The following is a 16,371-nucleotide window of genomic DNA, read 5'->3' on the forward strand; positions in this document are numbered from 1 at the left end:
ATGAAAATCAGCAATAAATCGAATCAAAACATTGGAATTGGAATCTCGCTTGGGGTGGCTCTTGGAGCAGCTTTGGGAGCGGCTTTTGAAAATGTTTCGAAGGGAGTTGCGTTGGGGATTGCATTTGGTTTAGCTCTTGGAACAATTTTCAATGCTGTAAAAAATAATAAAGACAACAAATCTTAAATTTAAAAAAGATATATGAAAAAAGGTTGTACCATTAGTATTTTAGTTTTTTTAGCAGTTGCTTTTGCGGGTGCTTTATTTTGGTTGTATCAAAAAAATTCGCAACCGCCGGTGGTTTACGAAACAGAACATGCTGAAATCCGTTCTATTTCTAAAAGCACGGTTGCTACCGGAAACATCAACCCGAAAGAAGAAGTATTGATCAAGCCAAATATTTCCGGAATTATTGACGAAGTATATGTAGAAGCCGGTGATTATATAAAGTCGGGCGATTTGCTTGCTAAAATCCGGGTAGTTCCAAATGTTTCCAGTTTAAATTCTGCAACCAACCAGATACAGACGGCTAAAATCGATTTGGAAAATCAAAAAAGAATTTACGACCGTCAGAAATCTCTTTTTGATAAAGGGGTGATTTCTGCCAACGATTTCGATACCGCAGAAACCGCTTATAAACAAGCACAGCAATCATACAATGCCACGCTGCAAAATGCCGAAATCATCAGAACCGGAACCACAAAAGGAATGAGTAACATTGCACAAACCCTGATTCGTTCTACGGTTTCGGGTATGGTGTTAGATGTTCCCGTGAAAAAAGGAAATCAGGTAATTGAAGCCAATAACTTTAACGAAGGAACAACTATTGCAAGTTTGGCAGATGTTGGTAATATGATTTTTGAAGGAAAACTGGATGAGTCCGAAGTAGGAAAAATCAAACTGGGGCTTCCGTTGGAAATTACTGTTGGTGCTATTGAAAACAAAAAATTTGATGCCGTTCTGGATTACATCGCTCCCAAAGGCGTAAACGAAAACGGAGCGATGCAATTCCCGATAAAAGGAACATTGGTTAATAAAGATTCTACATTTATCCGTTCGGGATTAAGTGCCAATGCTTCTATTATTCTGGCAAATGCAAAGAATGTACTGGCTGTGAAGGAAGGTTTGGTTCAGTACGATGAAAAAACTAAGAAATCGTTTGTTGAGGTAGAAATTGAAGATCAGAAATTTGAACGCCGAGATGTTGAATTGGGTGTGAGCGACGGAATTTACGTTGAAATAAAAAAAGGTATTACCAAAAACGACAAGATCAAGGTCTGGAACCAGGTTAAAAAGTAGTTGAATCGCTGTTTGTTGTTTCGAACGGTGAGAAATCTCAATTTAAAATTTATGAAAATTACATCAAAAATAATTGTATCAGCTTGTTTGTTTTTTGGGGTAACAGCGTTCTCTCAACAAAAATGGACGTTGCAAGAATGTGTCAATCACGCGATGGAGAACAACGTGTCTGTAAAACAGATAGAATTAGATAACAAATTAGCCGAAATTGATAAAAAAGATGCGTACGGAAGTTTTTTTCCGGTGGTTAACGCAACAGCTTCGCATTCGTGGAATACAGGTTTAAACACCAATATTACAACAGGTATTTTAGAAAATCAAACCACACAGTTTACTTCTATGGGTGCTTCTGCCAGCATAGATATTTTCAGAGGTTTGCAAAATCAAAACCGGTTCCGCAAATCAAAATTAGCATTAATCTCTTCACAATACCAACATCTTAAAATGGAAGAAGATGTTGCCCTAAACGTAGTAAATGCTTATTTGCAGATATTGTTCAACAAGGAAAACCTTAAGGTTCAAAAGCAACAGTATTTAACAGACAGTTTGCAGTTGGTGCGTTCAGAAGCCTTGGTTGATGCAGGTATGATTCCAAGTGGAGATTTGTTTGATATGAAGGCAACCATTGCAACAGATAAACAACGGATTATTGAGGCGGAATATGCGTTGCTGGTTTCAAAAATGAGTCTGGCACAATTGCTGCAGATGGAAGATTTCAAAGAGTTTGATATTGCTGATGTAGAATACGAATTTGAACCGAACACCATCTTTTTTGAAAGTCCTGAATCAATTTATTATAAAGCCCGACAAGAGCGTACCGAATTGAAGATTGCCGAAAACAATGTAAAAATTGCCGAGAAAGATGTAGATATTGCAAAAGGTGCACATTTACCTTCGCTGGTAGGGTTTTACAGCTTTAGTTCCCGCGTTTCGTATGCAGATATTCCTGATGGGAAAGGTGGCGTAATGCGTCCGCAACCCTTTTTTGAACAGTTTGATATGTACAAAGGGCACAATTTCGGTTTGCAGTTAAACATTCCTGTTTTCAACGGGTTTCTCACACGAAATAATGTAGAAAGAAGCAAAGTTAATTTAGAAAAAAACAGGCTGGCTTTAGAACAAACCGAATTAGATTTAGAACGCAATATTTATACCGCTTATGCCGATGCCAAAGGAGCTATGGAAACATATCTGGCAACAGTAGAAATGCTGAAAGCACGTGAAGAAGCATTCCGTTACACCAAAGAACGTTTTGAAAACGGAATGGCAACCGCTTTTGATTACAACCAGTCGCAAACATTGTTGGTAAACACACAGTCCGATTTATTGCGTACAAAATACGATTATTTGTTCCGTACCAGAATATTGGAGTTCTATTTCGGTATCCCGATTATTCAGCGAAATTAGTTAAATGGTTAATAAGAAATTTAAAATCATTTCGGTTGTAAATATTCTCTTGTTAATAATAGGAATGCTAATAATGCATTATTCAGAGCTTGTAAGAATACATAAACCTTTATACCCTATACTGAAGATGTTAGGTTGGGGGATGTTTTTTATATCTATAATTTGGTCGGGAGTAAATAGTATTCTTATTTATGATACGATCAAAAATAATCTGAAGAAAAATTTAATTTGGATTTTAATAAGTCTTATTCCTTTGATGCATTTTCTTTATATTCTGATTCTTGTTTCTTTGAAAATGTAAAATAAAATTTTAGATTGTTATGAGATTCTTCACTCCATTCAGAAACAAGATTGTATTTGTCATCCCTACGAAAGAAATATCTATCTAATTCTCAAAAGATTTTTTACTCCATTCAGAATAACAGGTAACAGCTGCTTTATTAAAATTTTAACCAGTAAACTTTGCGGTCAATCATTAAAAAAGTCTTAGATTTATGAAGAATTTTATTTCTTGTGTATGCAACGTTTATTCCATCTTTTTCTTTGCTACTTTGGGCTGATTTCGCTGACAATTTCGGCACAAGAAAATCAACGTCCAAAAATTGGATTGGTATTAAGCGGGGGCGGTGCAAAAGGTCTGGCGCATATTGGCGTACTCAAAGTATTAGAAGAACAAGGCGTAAAAATTGATTACATTGGCGGTACAAGTATGGGAGCCATTATTGGTGGTTTGTACGCGTCGGGTTACAACGCTTCGCAGTTAGATTCTATTTTTAAATCGGTTGATGCCGATGCACTGCTGCAAGACTATATCCCCAGAAAAGCAAAATCTTTTTACGAAAAACGAAACGACGAGATTTACGCCCTGCAACTCCCTTTTAACGATTTTAAAATTGGTAGTCCGGTATCTCTTTCAAAGGGTATGTACAATTATAATTTAATGAACAAATTATTGGCACACGTACGTTATGAAAGCGATTTTTCTAAACTGCCCATTCCTTTTTTATGTGTGGCAACTGATGTGGTATCTGGCGAAGCCGTTATTTTAGAAAGCGGAAATCTGCCACAGAGTATTTTGGCAAGTGGTGCGTTTCCTTCGTTATACACGCCTGTTGAAATCGATGATCGGTTGTTGATAGACGGCGGTGTGGTGAACAATTATCCCATTGAAGAAATCCGTAAAAAAGGTGCCGACATCATTATTGGTGTTGATGTACAAGACGGAAAAAAAGAAAGAAGTGATATTAAAGGCATTTTTGATATTTTGATGCAAATTGCCAATTACGGAATGTATAGCGGAATGGAAGAAAAAATAAAAGCAACTGATATTTACATAAAACCGGATATTTCTAATTATTCGGTCATTACGTTTGATAAAGGTGGCGAGATCATTCAGAAAGGAATTGATGCGGCAACAGAAAAATTAGCTGACATACAAAAGCTTGGATCGGGCTACAAGAAAAACAAGCTGCCCGATTACGTTATTAACGATGAAATCTTAGTTCATTCGGTAAAAATGAACGACCTTAAAAATTACAACAAAGATTATATTTTTGGTAAATTAGGTTATTTTGACAATAAATGTGTTTCGTTTAACCAGCTAAAAGAAGGAATAACCAATTTAAATGCCACCCAAAATTTCAGTTCCATCAATTATCATTTTGAAAAAGGAGATGAGCAAGGCGATTATTTGGTGCTTAACCTAAAAGAAAGCACGGTAGACAGGTTTTTAAAATTCGGATTACATTTTGACCACCTTTACAAAAGTGCCGCATTGGTAAACGTAACCCAGAAAAAACTATTGTTTAAAAACGATGTGGCTTCGTTTGATTTTATTTTCGGAGACAATGTTCGGTATAATTTTAATTATTTGGTAGATAATGGTTTGCGTTGGAGTTTTGGAATGCAAAGCAGGTTGAATAAATTCAAATACAATGTAAAACCTTACGACAAAGACTTTTTGGCAGATCAGATCTTTCTTTCGGATATTTTTAATGCCGATTGGACGGATCTTACCAACAGATTGTACCTGCAGAATTACTACAATGATAAATTTTTGATCGGTTTGGGTGTTGAGCATAAATACCAAATTGCCGATATATCAAATGTTTATTTTGGCAAAAGCTGGTTAGATAACAGTCATTATTTAAGCCCGTATTTTAATGTGATTCTGGATACGTATGATAACAAATACTTTCCTACAAAAGGAGTGAATTTTAATGCCGAAATAAAACATACGTTATTTTCATCTGATTACAACGAAAGTTTTGAGCCTTTTACTCAAATTAATGGCGAATTAGGCGTTGTTAAAACGTTTTTTGACCGTGTATCGGTAGAGCTAAAAGGAGATGTTGGTATAACCGTTGGTAGTTTGCCGTCGTCTAACTTAAATTACTTTTTAGGCGGTTATGGTTTTCAATCACTCTCAAACATAAAACCTTTTTATGGCTACGATTTTTTAAGTCTTAATTCAAATTCGTATTTAAAAACACTTATACGGATCGATTACTGTTTTTATAAAAAGCACCATTTAAACCTTACAGCAAATTACATGTACCTTAAAAACGCGATGTTTCAATATAACGACTGGTTAGAACTTCCACTTAAATCGGGTTATGCACTGGGTTATGGCTTTCAAACCGTTGTTGGTCCGCTGGAAATTAAACAATCTTATTCGCCTGAAGTAAAAACACATTACACCTGGTTTAGTTTAGGGTTTTGGTTTTAAATAGTCTAAATCATTTTATATGAGCCTTTTATTTTTAGGTTAAAATTAATAAAATCAAAAAAAAATGTTTTTATATTTGTTAAGTATGAAAACATGGCAAGGATTATTATCGAAACTAAAATACTTCATTAAACGCAACCCTGAATGAAGAAGGCTTTTCTATGCTTTTATTAAAAATTAAAAACAAAACAAATTATGCCTTTATATCATAAATTAGGAAATATACCACATAAACGTCACACGCAATTCCGGAAGCCAAACGGTGGTTTTTATTACGAGCAATTATTTGGTACCGTTGGTTTCGATGGTATGTCAACCAATATGTATCACGAACACCGCCCCACACAGGTTAAAGAAATTAAAGGTTCTTACAGTGTTGCACCAAAAATTGCACGGGCAAATAATATACAATCGTACCGTTTGCGTGGTTTTCAAGTGCCTAAAACAGAAGATTATTTAGAAAGCCGTAAAGCCGTTTTAACAAACAGCGATGTTACCATAACACTGGCAGCCCCTTCTGGAAAGACACAAGATTATTTTTATAAAAATACCGATTCAGACGAGTTGATTTTCATTCACAGAGGGACCGGTAAACTACGTACTATTTTAGGAAATTTAGATTTTAAATATGGCGATTACCTGTTGATTCCGCGTGGAGTAATCTACAAGATAGATTTTGATACAGATGATAACCGCTTGTTTATCGTAGAATCGCGACGTCCAATTTATACGCCAAAGCGTTACCGCAACTGGTTTGGTCAGTTATTGGAACATTCGCCGTTTTGTGAACGCGACATTCGCCGACCTGAAGAATTGGAAACGTATGACGAAAAAGGGGAGTTTTTAATTAAAGTCCGCAAGCAAGACGAAATTTTTGATATGATTTACGCAACACATCCGTTCGATGTGGTGGGATATGACGGGTATAACTTTCCGTATGCCTTTTCAATTCACGATTTTGAACCCATTACAGGACGCATTCACCAACCGCCACCGGTACATCAAACATTTGAAACCGATGCGTTTGTGGTTTGCTCGTTCGTACCCCGTATATATGATTATCATCCTGAGTCAATACCGGCGCCATATAACCACAGCAACATCGATTCTGATGAGGTATTGTATTATGTCGATGGTGATTTTATGAGCCGAAACGATATCGAAGCAGGACATATTTCATTACATCCGGCAGGTATTCCCCACGGACCGCACCCTGGAGCAATGGAACGAAGCATAGGTAAAGTAGATACACAAGAATTAGCCGTAATGGTTGATACCTTTAAACCTTTAAAGGTTACCGAAGAAGCCATGAAGATAGCCGATGAGGATTATTATAAATCGTGGTTGGAGTAATGTCAATTAGCCAATTAGTTAATGAGAAAATTAGTCAATAAGGAAAATCTTACAATGAAAAAGCAGGTCAGTTAGAAAATTAATATATTGTCTAATTAAGTAATTATCACATTCCCTAAAATTATCTAATTGCCACATTATCTAAATTATTAAATTAAAATTGATAACTTTTAATGAGAAATACAAAAACAATGCAATTCTTTTAAAAACTTTTGAATTTGCTAAAAACATTGTAGTTTATGCAGAATTGTTAGAATCTAAGAGAAAGTTTGTACTAGCAAATCAAGTGCTGAAATCGGGCACATCTATTGGTGCAAATGTAAAAGAAGCCCAAAATGCCGAAAGTAAAGCAGATTTTGTACACAAACTTAAAATTGCAATGAAAGAAGCCGATGAAACCGAATTCTGGTTGTTTTTATGCAATGAATTAGAAAGTTATCCCGACTGTATTTTTCTTTTAAACGAGTTATCAGAGATTTTAAAAATATTGAATAAAATAATAGCAACAACAAAAAGAAATAACTAACCAATGTGTCATGGAACAATTAGTTAATGAGAAAAGCACACTTGTTAAATAATTATCTAATTGCCTAATTAGCACATTATCTAAATTAAAAAAATATGTCAAACGAATTAAAATCTGTTGAGTACGGATTAGAAAAAATATTTGAAGGAGCACAAGATTTCTTACCAATTTTAGGTACTGATTATGTAGAATTTTATGTAGGAAACGCAAAACAGGCAGCACATTATTACAAAACTGCTTTTGGTTTTCAGTCTGAAGCCTATTCAGGATTAGAGACCGGAGTACGTGATCGTGCTTCTTATGTGATCAAACAAGATAAAATACGCATTGTTTTATCAACAGCTTTAAACTCTCAGTCGCCTATTGGCGAGCACGTGAAAAAACACGGAGACGGAGTAAAAGTGGTGGCTTTATGGGTAGAAGATGCTCGTTTATCATACGAAGAAACAATTAAAAGAGGTGCAAAATCTTTTATGGAACCAACAGTAACTTCTGATGAAAACGGCGAAGTAATCCAGGCAGGTATTTATGCGTATGGAGAAACCGTATTCCTGTTTACAGAGCGCAAAAACTACAACGGATTGTTTTTACCGGGTTACGTGAAATGGGAAAGTGATTACAACCCTTCACCGGTAGGTTTAAAATTTGTTGACCACATGGTAGGAAACGTAGGTTGGAACCAAATGAATGTTTGGGTAAAATGGTTCGAAGATATTTTAGGTTTCGTGAACTTCTTATCGTTTGATGACAAACAAATTACTACTGAATATTCTGCATTAATGTCTAAAGTAATGGCAAACGGAAACGGAAGAATTAAATTCCCTATTAACGAGCCGGCAGAAGGTAAAAAGAAATCACAAATCGAAGAATATTTAGATTTTTACGAAGGAGAAGGCGTTCAGCACATTGCAGTTGCTACAGACGATATCATTAAAACGGTATCTGATATGAAAGCACGCGGTGTGGAATTTTTGTCAATTCCGCCTCAAGCGTATTATGATGCAATTCCTGAGCGTTTGAAAGATCACATGGATAAATTCAAAGAAGACATCAACGAATTACAAAAATTAGGAATTATGATTGATGCCGATGAAGAAGGATACTTGTTACAGATTTTTACAAAACCGGTAGAAGACCGTCCAACGTTGTTCTTTGAAGTAATTCAACGTATGGGTGCTCGCGGATTTGGTGCAGGTAACTTTAAAGCGTTGTTTGAATCTATTGAAAGAGAGCAAGAAAAACGCGGTACTTTATAATCTGAAAATTAAGCAATTAACCATTAAAAGTTAAAAAGTAGTTAAAATTTTAAAATGTATTTTTTTAACTATATAAAAGTTTATACATTTGCACTCACAAAAAAAGGGTAGTAAGATACTTTTTTAAGTGTAATAAATTTTTCATAATTTATAGTTTTTTGGTTGGTTAATAGCATAAAAACTCGGTTGGTAACAGCCGGGTTTTTTTGTTTTTAATAACTTTGGAATAGATATTGTTTTGTATCTTTCGTAAAAAAATTGAAAAGAATATGAAGAATACGTTTTTAACCTTTATTTTATTAATGTTATCTGCCGTTGGTTTTAGTCAGGAGTCGGCATTTAAATCGGGCGAATACTTCAAATTTCAGGTATCTTATGGGTTTATTAATGCCGGAATTGCAACTTTAGAGCTGAAAGAAACCACCTATAACGGTAAAAAAGTGTATCATGCAAAAGGCGAAGGATATACCACCGGTGTATCAAAAGCATTTTTTAAAGTAAAAGACGATTATCAAAGTTATTTTGATAAAACCACCGGGCAGCCTTATCGTTTTATACGTAAAATAAACGAAGGCGGATATACCAAAAATCAGGAAGGCTTTATAAATTATACCAATAATACGGTTTTGCTGAAAGACTATAAAGCAAAAACAGAGAAAACATATAATGTTCATTCAGAAATTCAGGATGTTATATCGGCGTTTTATTATTTGCGTAACCAGGACAAACTGAAAAGTATCAAAACCGGCGAAACAATTCAAATTGACATGTTTTTTGACGATGAAACCTTTAAATTTAAATTAAAATTTATGGGTTATGAGAAAATTAAAACTAAATTTGGAACTGTAAATACTATGAAATTCCGTCCGTATGTCATGTCGGGTCGTGTTTTTAAAGAACAAGAGAGTTTAACCATGTGGGTTTCAAACGATGAAAACCGTATTCCGTTAAAAATTCAGGCAAGTTTACTTGTTGGTTCTTTAAAGGCAGAATTAATTCAGTATAAAAATTTAAAAACTAATTTGAAAGTAATAGAATAATGGAGATTTCAAACGAACGCAAACAAAAAATTGAAGCTTTAGAAAACAAATTCACACAAATAGATCAAAAATTAGATACGCATTTAGAAGGATTGCTTTGGCAAAAACCCATAACTTACTGGGATTATATCCAGACAGATGCACTGTTAAATTTACAAATTCAGCGTTCTACCTTGCCCGATGAGATGGTATTTATCATGTATCATCAGGTAAACGAATTGCTGTTTAAAATGATTTTGTGGGAAATAGAGCAGGTGTGTTCAACAGAGAATCCAACCACGAAATTCTTTACCGAACGTTTAGGCAGAATTTCGCGTTATTTTGATATGTTAACCACATCGTTTACCATCATGGGTGACGGAATGGAGACAGAACAATATCTGAAATTCCGCAACACGTTAACACCGGCAAGCGGTTTTCAAAGTGCACAATACCGTTTAATTGAATTTGCTTCTACCGATTTAATCAATTTGATTGATGCCCGTTACCGTGAAAACATCGACAGAAACACTCCGTACGAACACGCTTTTGAACATCTGTACTGGCAAGCTGCCGGCAAAGATTACAAAACAGGAAAAAAATCATATTTAATTAATGAATTTGAGAAAAAATATAAGAAAGAATTCATTGATTTCATGCAAAAATACAATACCACAAACCTTTGGCGTAAATTTAAGCAACTGCCAGAAGAAGATCAACAAAACGAAGATTTGCGTGCAGCCATGCGCCATTATGATAAAACGGTGAATATTACCTGGGTTATCGGGCATTTTAAAGCGGCAAAAAAATACATAGAAAGCGAAGCTGGCCCACAAGAAGCAACGGGTGGCAGCGATTGGAAAAAATATATGCTGCCGGAATACCAACGACGTATTTTCTTTCCGGAATTGTGGAGTGATGAAGAATTAGCGAATTGGGGGAAAAACGCTTTGTAATGAAAATTGGAAAAGTAATAACATTTTTTGTCCTTTTTTTCGCAGTAATATCGTGTAAAAAACAAACCGAACCCGAGTTTGCCGAGGTGTTTGTTGCTGATAAAGCGGAAACAAAGCCTGAGTTTGCTTATGGATTTTCTTTAAATGAATACCACATGGAACGCGATACGGTGGAACGTGGCGACAACCTAAGTTTGATACTGGCAAGACACAATTACGATGCTACCGAAATTCACGATATTGTAAGTAAAATCAAAGATTCGTTTGATGTACGTAAAATAAAGGCAGGTAAAACATTTACCTTATTAAAAACAAAAGACCCCATTCCACGTTTAGAAGTAATGATTTACGAACCCGATAAAATGGGTTTTCAGGTGATTGATTTCCGCGATTCAATTCATGCGTATACGGTAAATTATCCTGTTACGTACAAAGTTAAAACCATTGCCGGTGAAATAGACGGTTCTTTATCGGCTTCCATTCAAAAAGAAGGTTTAGATCCGGGATTGGCAACAGCTTTGTCTAAACAATTTGCATGGAGCGTTGATTTCTTTAAATTTAAACGCGGTGACAAGTTTGCCTTATCTGTCCGTGAAAAATATATTAACGATTCTATTTACGTGGGAACCGAAGAAATTTTAGGAGCCTATTTTAATTACAACGATAAAGATGTTTATGGTTTTCCGTTTAAACAAAAAAATCAGAACAATGCACAGTTTTATGATGAAAAAGGCAAGCAAATGCGTACCATGTTTTTAAAATCGCCTTTGAAATATTTCCGCATTACATCAAAATTTTCAAACAACCGGTTTCATCCGGTACAAAAGCGTTTCAAAGCACATAACGGAACCGATTATGCCGCACCACACGGCACGCCTATTATGACAACCGCAGCCGGTGTGGTTATTCAAACAGGTTATACATCGGGTAACGGAAACTTTGTAAAAATAAAGCACGATAAAACATATACTACCCAATACCTTCACATGTCGAAAATTTTGGTTCGCAAGGGGCAGCGTGTCCAGCAAGGACAGATAATTGGAAAAGTAGGAAGTACAGGTTTGGCAACCGGACCACACGTTTGCTACCGTTTTTGGAAAAATGGTGTTCAGGTAGATCCTTTAAGACAAAAATTACCTACTTCGTTAGAGATGGACAAGAAAGAATTACCCGTATATTTGTCGCAAATAGAACCTATTAAAAAAGCTATTGACGATAAAATCTTAGAAAAATTCGATTAAAATGTCATTACTAAAAAATAACCCAACAGAAACACAAGCCTGGCAAAAGCTAAAAAAGCATTTTTATGAAATTCAATTTGTGAAAATGCAAGAGCTTTTTGCTCAAAACCCAAATCGTATCCGGGAATTTAATATTAGATGGAACGATTTTTTAATCGATTTTTCAAAAAACAGAATCACAGCCGAAACGATAAATTTATTAATTGAATTGGCAGAAGAAACCGGATTAAAAACAGGAATTGATGCCTTGGTAAATGGCGAAATCATTAATGAAACCGAGAACCGAAAAGTACTTCATACTGATCTAAGAACATCTAAAGACAAACAAACAGATGATGTGGCTGCTGCTTTAAAGCAAATGCAACATTTCTGCGAAAGTATCATTAACGGCACGCTAAAAGGATCAACCGGAAAAGCGTTTACAGACGTTATCAATATCGGTATTGGTGGTTCTGATTTAGGCCCTAAATTAGTTACCGAAGCTTTGGCTGATTATAAAAATCATTTAAATGTCCATTACATTTCAAATATTGATAACGACAGTATTCAGTGTTTAAAAAAGAAGCTGCAAGCAGAAACCACATTGGTTATTATTGTTTCAAAATCATTTACCACATTAGAAACAATCAGCAATGCCGATATTTTCAAAGAATGGCTGTTACAAAATAATTTAAAAACGTCGTACCATTTGGTCGCCGTTTCGTCTAATATCGCAGAAGCAGTAAATTATGGCGTAGAACAGCAAAATATTTTTCCGATGTGGGATTACGTTGGCGGGCGTTATTCATTGTGGAGCACGGTGGGTTTAAGCACGGCGTTGTCTATTGGGTTTGATCGTTTCGAAGAACTTTTACATGGAGCCCATCAAATGGATGAACATTTTATAAACACACCGTTTAAACAAAATATACCGGTAATTCTGGCATTGCTTTCTGTTTGGTACAACAACTTTTTTTGTTTTGAAACCGAAGCAGTCATTCCGTATGTAGATAAATTAAAAATGCTTCCGGCATATTTACAGCAGGTAGTTATGGAAAGTAACGGCAAAAATACCGACCGACAAGGAAATCCTGTTAATTATGAAACCGGAACCATTGTTTGGGGCGAAGTGGGAACAAACTCTCAACACGCATTTTTCCAGTTATTTCATCAAGGCACAAAGATGATTCCTACGGATTTTATTGGATTTGTAAATCCGTACTTTCCAAGTGACCTGCACGATTTGTTAATGGCAAACTTCTTTGCACAAACCGAAGCGTTAATGAACGGAAAAGAAGGTAATTACCACCACACCGACGAAGACACCGATAAAAACGCAAAATATAAAGAATTTAAAGGCAACCGTCCGTCAAATACCATTTTAATAGATAAGCTCACTCCTAAATCTTTGGGAAGTTTGTTGGCAATGTATGAGCACAAAACGTTTGTACAAGGTTTTATCTGGAACATTTACAGTTTTGACCAGTTTGGCGTGGAATACGGAAAAGTTTTAGCAAACAACATTAAAGCCGAATTAAAAGAAAAGCACATCAAACAACACGATTGTTCAACGAGCTTTTTGTTGAATTATTACTTAAAAAACAAAAACGCAAACTAATTGGTTTGCGTTTTCTTTTCTATATAGCCTTCAATTTCAAGAATCATCAACAGTGAATCTTTTAAAATTCCTTTGTGTGTTTTAAGGTCTAATACAGAATGAAGGTGTTAAAAAAAAGTTAATAATCTGTTTAATTTGTTTATTTTTGACACGTTTTCTATATTTAGAAATCATTAATTGTTAAAATATAAATAGATAAAAAAACAATTCTTGTACTTTCGTGGCATTAACTTTTTCTTGTTCATCTGATCAAGAGGTTATTAACTCAAAAAATGAGGTTCCGGAAATACAATTAGTAGCTAAACAAAATATGTCTAACTTTTCAAGTGAAGATATAAAAGCTATGTTCTCAAATTATTTATGGAAAAATATTATGGTACACGACAAAACATTATAAAAAATAACTTACTGATTTTCAGACTTAACAGGTTTTAAAAACCTGTTAGGTCTTGTCTGAAACAAACAGATGTTTAATTTTTGTCGTGTACTAAAGAAAAATATATAAAAAAGATAGTTTTATTATTAATAGAGGATTACCTATTATTTATTCTTGTTCTTCTGATAATGAATCACTAAGTTATAGTGAGAACAATATCAATAACAACTTAAATTATGCAAAAGTAAACAATAGACATACCTATCAAGACGTTGATGAATTATTTAAAAAATATATTAATTCGGAAGAATATGCTCAATCATCATTAGCGGTTAACGCATTTAATTCTAAATTAAAAGGTTTAAATATTCCATTTAATGTTAGTGTTGAAACTTATTTGGAAGAAAATATTTCAAAGACGGAATTTTCTAATGTATCTGAAGCTATTTATATGTGGCATAACGTTGTCCATTTGAAAGATGTTGAACATAAAAAATTTCCTGGTGTTGTTGACTTTTTTAAAAATGCAGAGATTACATTGGTGGATTATGTTGCAGAGAATTACTATTTTCCAATTAATGTAGTTAATTCAACTTGTAGGGAAGATTTGTTAGATTGCACTAAGAGGGCAACTCGTAATTATCAGAGTGATATTAAAGCAGCACTAACAATTTCAGATGAGAACAGCCAAAGGATTGCCGTTGCTCAGGCTGATCAAACTATGTTGCAAGAGATGGAAATTTGTGGAGGAACATATGATTTATGCATTCAAAATTAACAATGATATGAAGGAATGTTTAAAATATATAATCTTTTTATTCTTATTAATTACAGTAAATGTATATTCACAAAGTGATGACGAGTATGAAAGATTTATAAAATCTGAAGACTTTCAAGATCTTGAAGCAGAATTTAAAAGTCATTTCAGTTCATCTGATTATCTTGCCTGGATAAATATGAGTATTAAATTTACGGAAATGCTAAATGGAGTTCCTTATGATCCCGACTTAAAATTCAGTGATTTTATAACTAAAAATTTAGGAAAGGTTCATTTTAAGAGTACGGAAGAGGCGATACAATTTAAGAAAGAATTAGATCATAAGAGGGAAATCATTGAGCCAATTCAAAAAAAATATCTTTTTACCATAGTAGAATTAAAGAAAAAATATGGTAATGAAATTATAGAAAAAGCTGTTAGAGAAAAAATATACAAATAAGAGCCTGTTTAAAGTGATATTGGAATAGTTATAGGTCATTTTTAAGCGAAAAGTAAAAAAAAAATTAGCAAACAACATTAAAGCCGAATTAAAAGAAAAGCACATTAAACAACACGATTGTTCAACGAGCTTTTTGTTGAATTATTACTTAAAAAACAAAAACGCAAACTAATTGGTTTGTGTTTTCTTTTCTATATAGCCTTCATTTTCAAGAATCATCAACAGTGAATCTTTTAGAATTCCTTTGTTTGTTTTAAGATTTATATCTACATAATCAGAAATTGGTATAAAATCCATTTTGATGCTGTCAATGGATTCTAAGATGTCTTTTAGTTTAAACCCCTTGCTTTCCAATTGGTAAATGGTGTCATTATTTATTGTAAATAACATTTCTCCTGACGAATGGCTTAAAAAATTCTTTTCTTCAATATTTAACTCATAATTTTTATGGGTTATTACTGTTTCCTTTGGAGATAACACAAAAGCGGAACTCGTTAAAAAGATAGCTGTAAAATTCCAAAAAGCATGAAATGCAAATCCCATAAAAAAATTAAACCGAACACGTAAATAGGTATTTATAAACCCGGTGAAAAATTGAGATATGGTAAGTAAAGGTACTAACAATAGTAGCTAATAATTATCAAAAAGGTAATTAGTTCCGTGCATTAAGGCAAAAGTAATTACAGAAAGATAAGTAAATATAGAAAAATAACGATGCCACTTTTCTTCGGTAAACAAAGATTTTACGATTCCTTCTCTTCTCAATCCCAATCGAAAAACAATTTCCTCAATCAATGGAATTAAAATCACAAGCAATAAAAACGTTAAGATAGGTCCAAAATCTATGTTTTCTAATTTATGCTCTAAGGGATAAAAATATGAAATTAAGGAGGACAACCCTAAATACACGATTGTAATTAATATATTTAAAACGAAAAGCGCAAAAAACACTTTCCATTTGTAAGCTTTTTCATTTCCTGAATATTGAATATCCTTTGGTTTCTTTACAAAGTTCCAAAAATCAAGTACTATTTGTTTCATTTAAGCTGAATTTCTGCAAATATAAACTTTCACTACTAAACGGGCAATCTTTCAAATAGGGCAAAATTAGTTGCTAATCTATTGAATATCAATACATCTTTTTAGTTTCCCCAAAACCCACCTCCCCCTTATTTTAGAACAAAGAAGTCTGAAGGCAGGGTGATTTATTTCGCTTTTTTCGTTTTTGGTATGTCCTTCGGCTATTTTGCACCATCCAAAACACATCAACGTGGCTGATCAGGTGTATTCTGACCAATGCGGCAATGGTTGAAAACGCTTTTTTGCTTTCCGATTTCACTTTCAATACCTGCATCAGCAATTGTGCGATGAGCGTACACCAGATTTGGGTTTTGAT

At 34.2% G+C, this 16,371-nt stretch carries 15 protein-coding genes; 13 read left to right on the forward strand and 2 right to left on the reverse strand.

Annotated elements, in window-relative coordinates; all coding sequences use genetic code 11:
* From BLW20_RS03215 to BLW20_RS03280, 13 genes are all read left to right on the forward strand, one after another.
* Positions 1-186: a glycine zipper domain-containing protein gene (locus BLW20_RS03215; RefSeq protein ID WP_091096277.1), complete on the forward strand. Its 186-nt coding sequence runs from the start codon at positions 1-3 to the stop codon at positions 184-186.
* Between the two features lie 15 nt (positions 187-201).
* Entirely contained in the window at positions 202-1,299 is a 1,098-nt protein-coding gene (locus BLW20_RS03220) for an efflux RND transporter periplasmic adaptor subunit (protein ID WP_091096279.1), read from the forward strand.
* Positions 1,300-1,350: 51 nt separating this feature from the next.
* Positions 1,351-2,706: a TolC family protein gene (locus BLW20_RS03225; protein WP_091096281.1), complete on the forward strand. Its 1,356-nt coding sequence runs from the start codon at positions 1,351-1,353 to the stop codon at positions 2,704-2,706.
* 517 nt (positions 2,707-3,223) lie between these two features.
* Positions 3,224-5,434 (forward strand): patatin-like phospholipase family protein, encoded by a 2,211-nt coding sequence (locus BLW20_RS03235; RefSeq protein WP_091096285.1) that lies wholly within the window; start codon positions 3,224-3,226, stop codon positions 5,432-5,434.
* A gap of 195 nt (positions 5,435-5,629) precedes the next feature.
* On the forward strand, positions 5,630-6,787 hold the full coding sequence (locus BLW20_RS03240) for a homogentisate 1,2-dioxygenase (RefSeq protein WP_091096287.1): 1,158 nt from the start codon (positions 5,630-5,632) through the stop codon (positions 6,785-6,787).
* Positions 6,788-6,947: 160 nt separating this feature from the next.
* Entirely contained in the window at positions 6,948-7,313 is a 366-nt protein-coding gene (locus BLW20_RS03245; protein WP_245725266.1) for a four helix bundle protein, read from the forward strand.
* A 95-nt stretch (positions 7,314-7,408) separates the two neighbouring features.
* Entirely contained in the window at positions 7,409-8,569 is a 1,161-nt protein-coding gene (gene hppD / locus BLW20_RS03250; protein ID WP_091096289.1) for a 4-hydroxyphenylpyruvate dioxygenase, read from the forward strand.
* 269 nt (positions 8,570-8,838) lie between these two features.
* Entirely contained in the window at positions 8,839-9,609 is a 771-nt protein-coding gene (locus BLW20_RS03255) for a DUF3108 domain-containing protein (protein WP_091096291.1), read from the forward strand.
* Positions 9,609-10,544, forward strand: a complete 936-nt coding sequence (locus BLW20_RS03260) for a tryptophan 2,3-dioxygenase family protein (protein WP_177165018.1) — start codon at positions 9,609-9,611, stop codon at positions 10,542-10,544. Before BLW20_RS03255 ends, BLW20_RS03260 begins: the two co-directional genes overlap by 1 nt.
* 5 nt (positions 10,545-10,549) lie before the next feature.
* Positions 10,550-11,785, forward strand: coding sequence for a peptidoglycan DD-metalloendopeptidase family protein (locus tag BLW20_RS03265; protein WP_091096322.1), 1,236 nt, complete (start codon positions 10,550-10,552; stop codon positions 11,783-11,785).
* A gap of 1 nt (position 11,786) precedes the next feature.
* Positions 11,787-13,382: a glucose-6-phosphate isomerase gene (gene pgi / locus BLW20_RS03270; protein WP_091096294.1), complete on the forward strand. Its 1,596-nt coding sequence runs from the start codon at positions 11,787-11,789 to the stop codon at positions 13,380-13,382.
* Between the two features lie 773 nt (positions 13,383-14,155).
* Positions 14,156-14,536 (forward strand): hypothetical protein, encoded by a 381-nt coding sequence (locus BLW20_RS03275; protein ID WP_143037726.1) that lies wholly within the window; start codon positions 14,156-14,158, stop codon positions 14,534-14,536.
* A gap of 7 nt (positions 14,537-14,543) precedes the next feature.
* Entirely contained in the window at positions 14,544-14,975 is a 432-nt protein-coding gene (locus tag BLW20_RS03280) for a hypothetical protein (RefSeq protein WP_143037727.1), read from the forward strand.
* Between the two features lie 168 nt (positions 14,976-15,143).
* Here the strand turns inward: BLW20_RS03280 and BLW20_RS03285 are convergent, their stop codons facing one another.
* Both BLW20_RS03285 and BLW20_RS03290 read right to left on the reverse strand, forming a co-directional pair.
* Entirely contained in the window at positions 15,144-15,518 is a 375-nt protein-coding gene (locus BLW20_RS03285) for a hypothetical protein (RefSeq protein ID WP_091096299.1), read from the reverse strand.
* 87 nt (positions 15,519-15,605) lie between these two features.
* Complete coding sequence (locus BLW20_RS03290) at positions 15,606-16,016, reverse strand: CPBP family glutamic-type intramembrane protease (RefSeq protein WP_091096301.1); 411 nt, start codon at positions 16,014-16,016, stop codon at positions 15,606-15,608.
* Positions 16,017-16,371: the final 355 nt, after the last annotated feature.

It is taken from the genome of Paenimyroides marinum, assembly GCF_900108395.1.
Taxonomy (GTDB): Bacteria; Bacteroidota; Bacteroidia; order Flavobacteriales; family Flavobacteriaceae; genus Flavobacterium; species Flavobacterium marinum.

Coding starts and splice junctions, on each gene's coding strand:
- BLW20_RS03280 (WP_143037727.1), top strand. CDS start 14,544: ATGAAGGAATGTTTAAAATATATAATCTTTTTATTCTTATTAATTACA.
- pgi (WP_091096294.1), top strand. CDS start 11,787: ATGTCATTACTAAAAAATAACCCAACAGAAACACAAGCCTGGCAAAAG.
- BLW20_RS03285 (WP_091096299.1), bottom strand. CDS start 15,518: ATGGGATTTGCATTTCATGCTTTTTGGAATTTTACAGCTATCTTTTTA.
- BLW20_RS03255 (WP_091096291.1), top strand. CDS start 8,839: ATGAAGAATACGTTTTTAACCTTTATTTTATTAATGTTATCTGCCGTT.
- BLW20_RS03260 (WP_177165018.1), top strand. CDS start 9,609: ATGGAGATTTCAAACGAACGCAAACAAAAAATTGAAGCTTTAGAAAAC.
- BLW20_RS03215 (WP_091096277.1), top strand. CDS start 1: ATGAAAATCAGCAATAAATCGAATCAAAACATTGGAATTGGAATCTCG.
- BLW20_RS03225 (WP_091096281.1), top strand. CDS start 1,351: ATGAAAATTACATCAAAAATAATTGTATCAGCTTGTTTGTTTTTTGGG.
- BLW20_RS03235 (WP_091096285.1), top strand. CDS start 3,224: ATGCAACGTTTATTCCATCTTTTTCTTTGCTACTTTGGGCTGATTTCG.
- BLW20_RS03240 (WP_091096287.1), top strand. CDS start 5,630: ATGCCTTTATATCATAAATTAGGAAATATACCACATAAACGTCACACG.
- hppD (WP_091096289.1), top strand. CDS start 7,409: ATGTCAAACGAATTAAAATCTGTTGAGTACGGATTAGAAAAAATATTT.
- BLW20_RS03290 (WP_091096301.1), bottom strand. CDS start 16,016: ATGAAACAAATAGTACTTGATTTTTGGAACTTTGTAAAGAAACCAAAG.
- BLW20_RS03220 (WP_091096279.1), top strand. CDS start 202: ATGAAAAAAGGTTGTACCATTAGTATTTTAGTTTTTTTAGCAGTTGCT.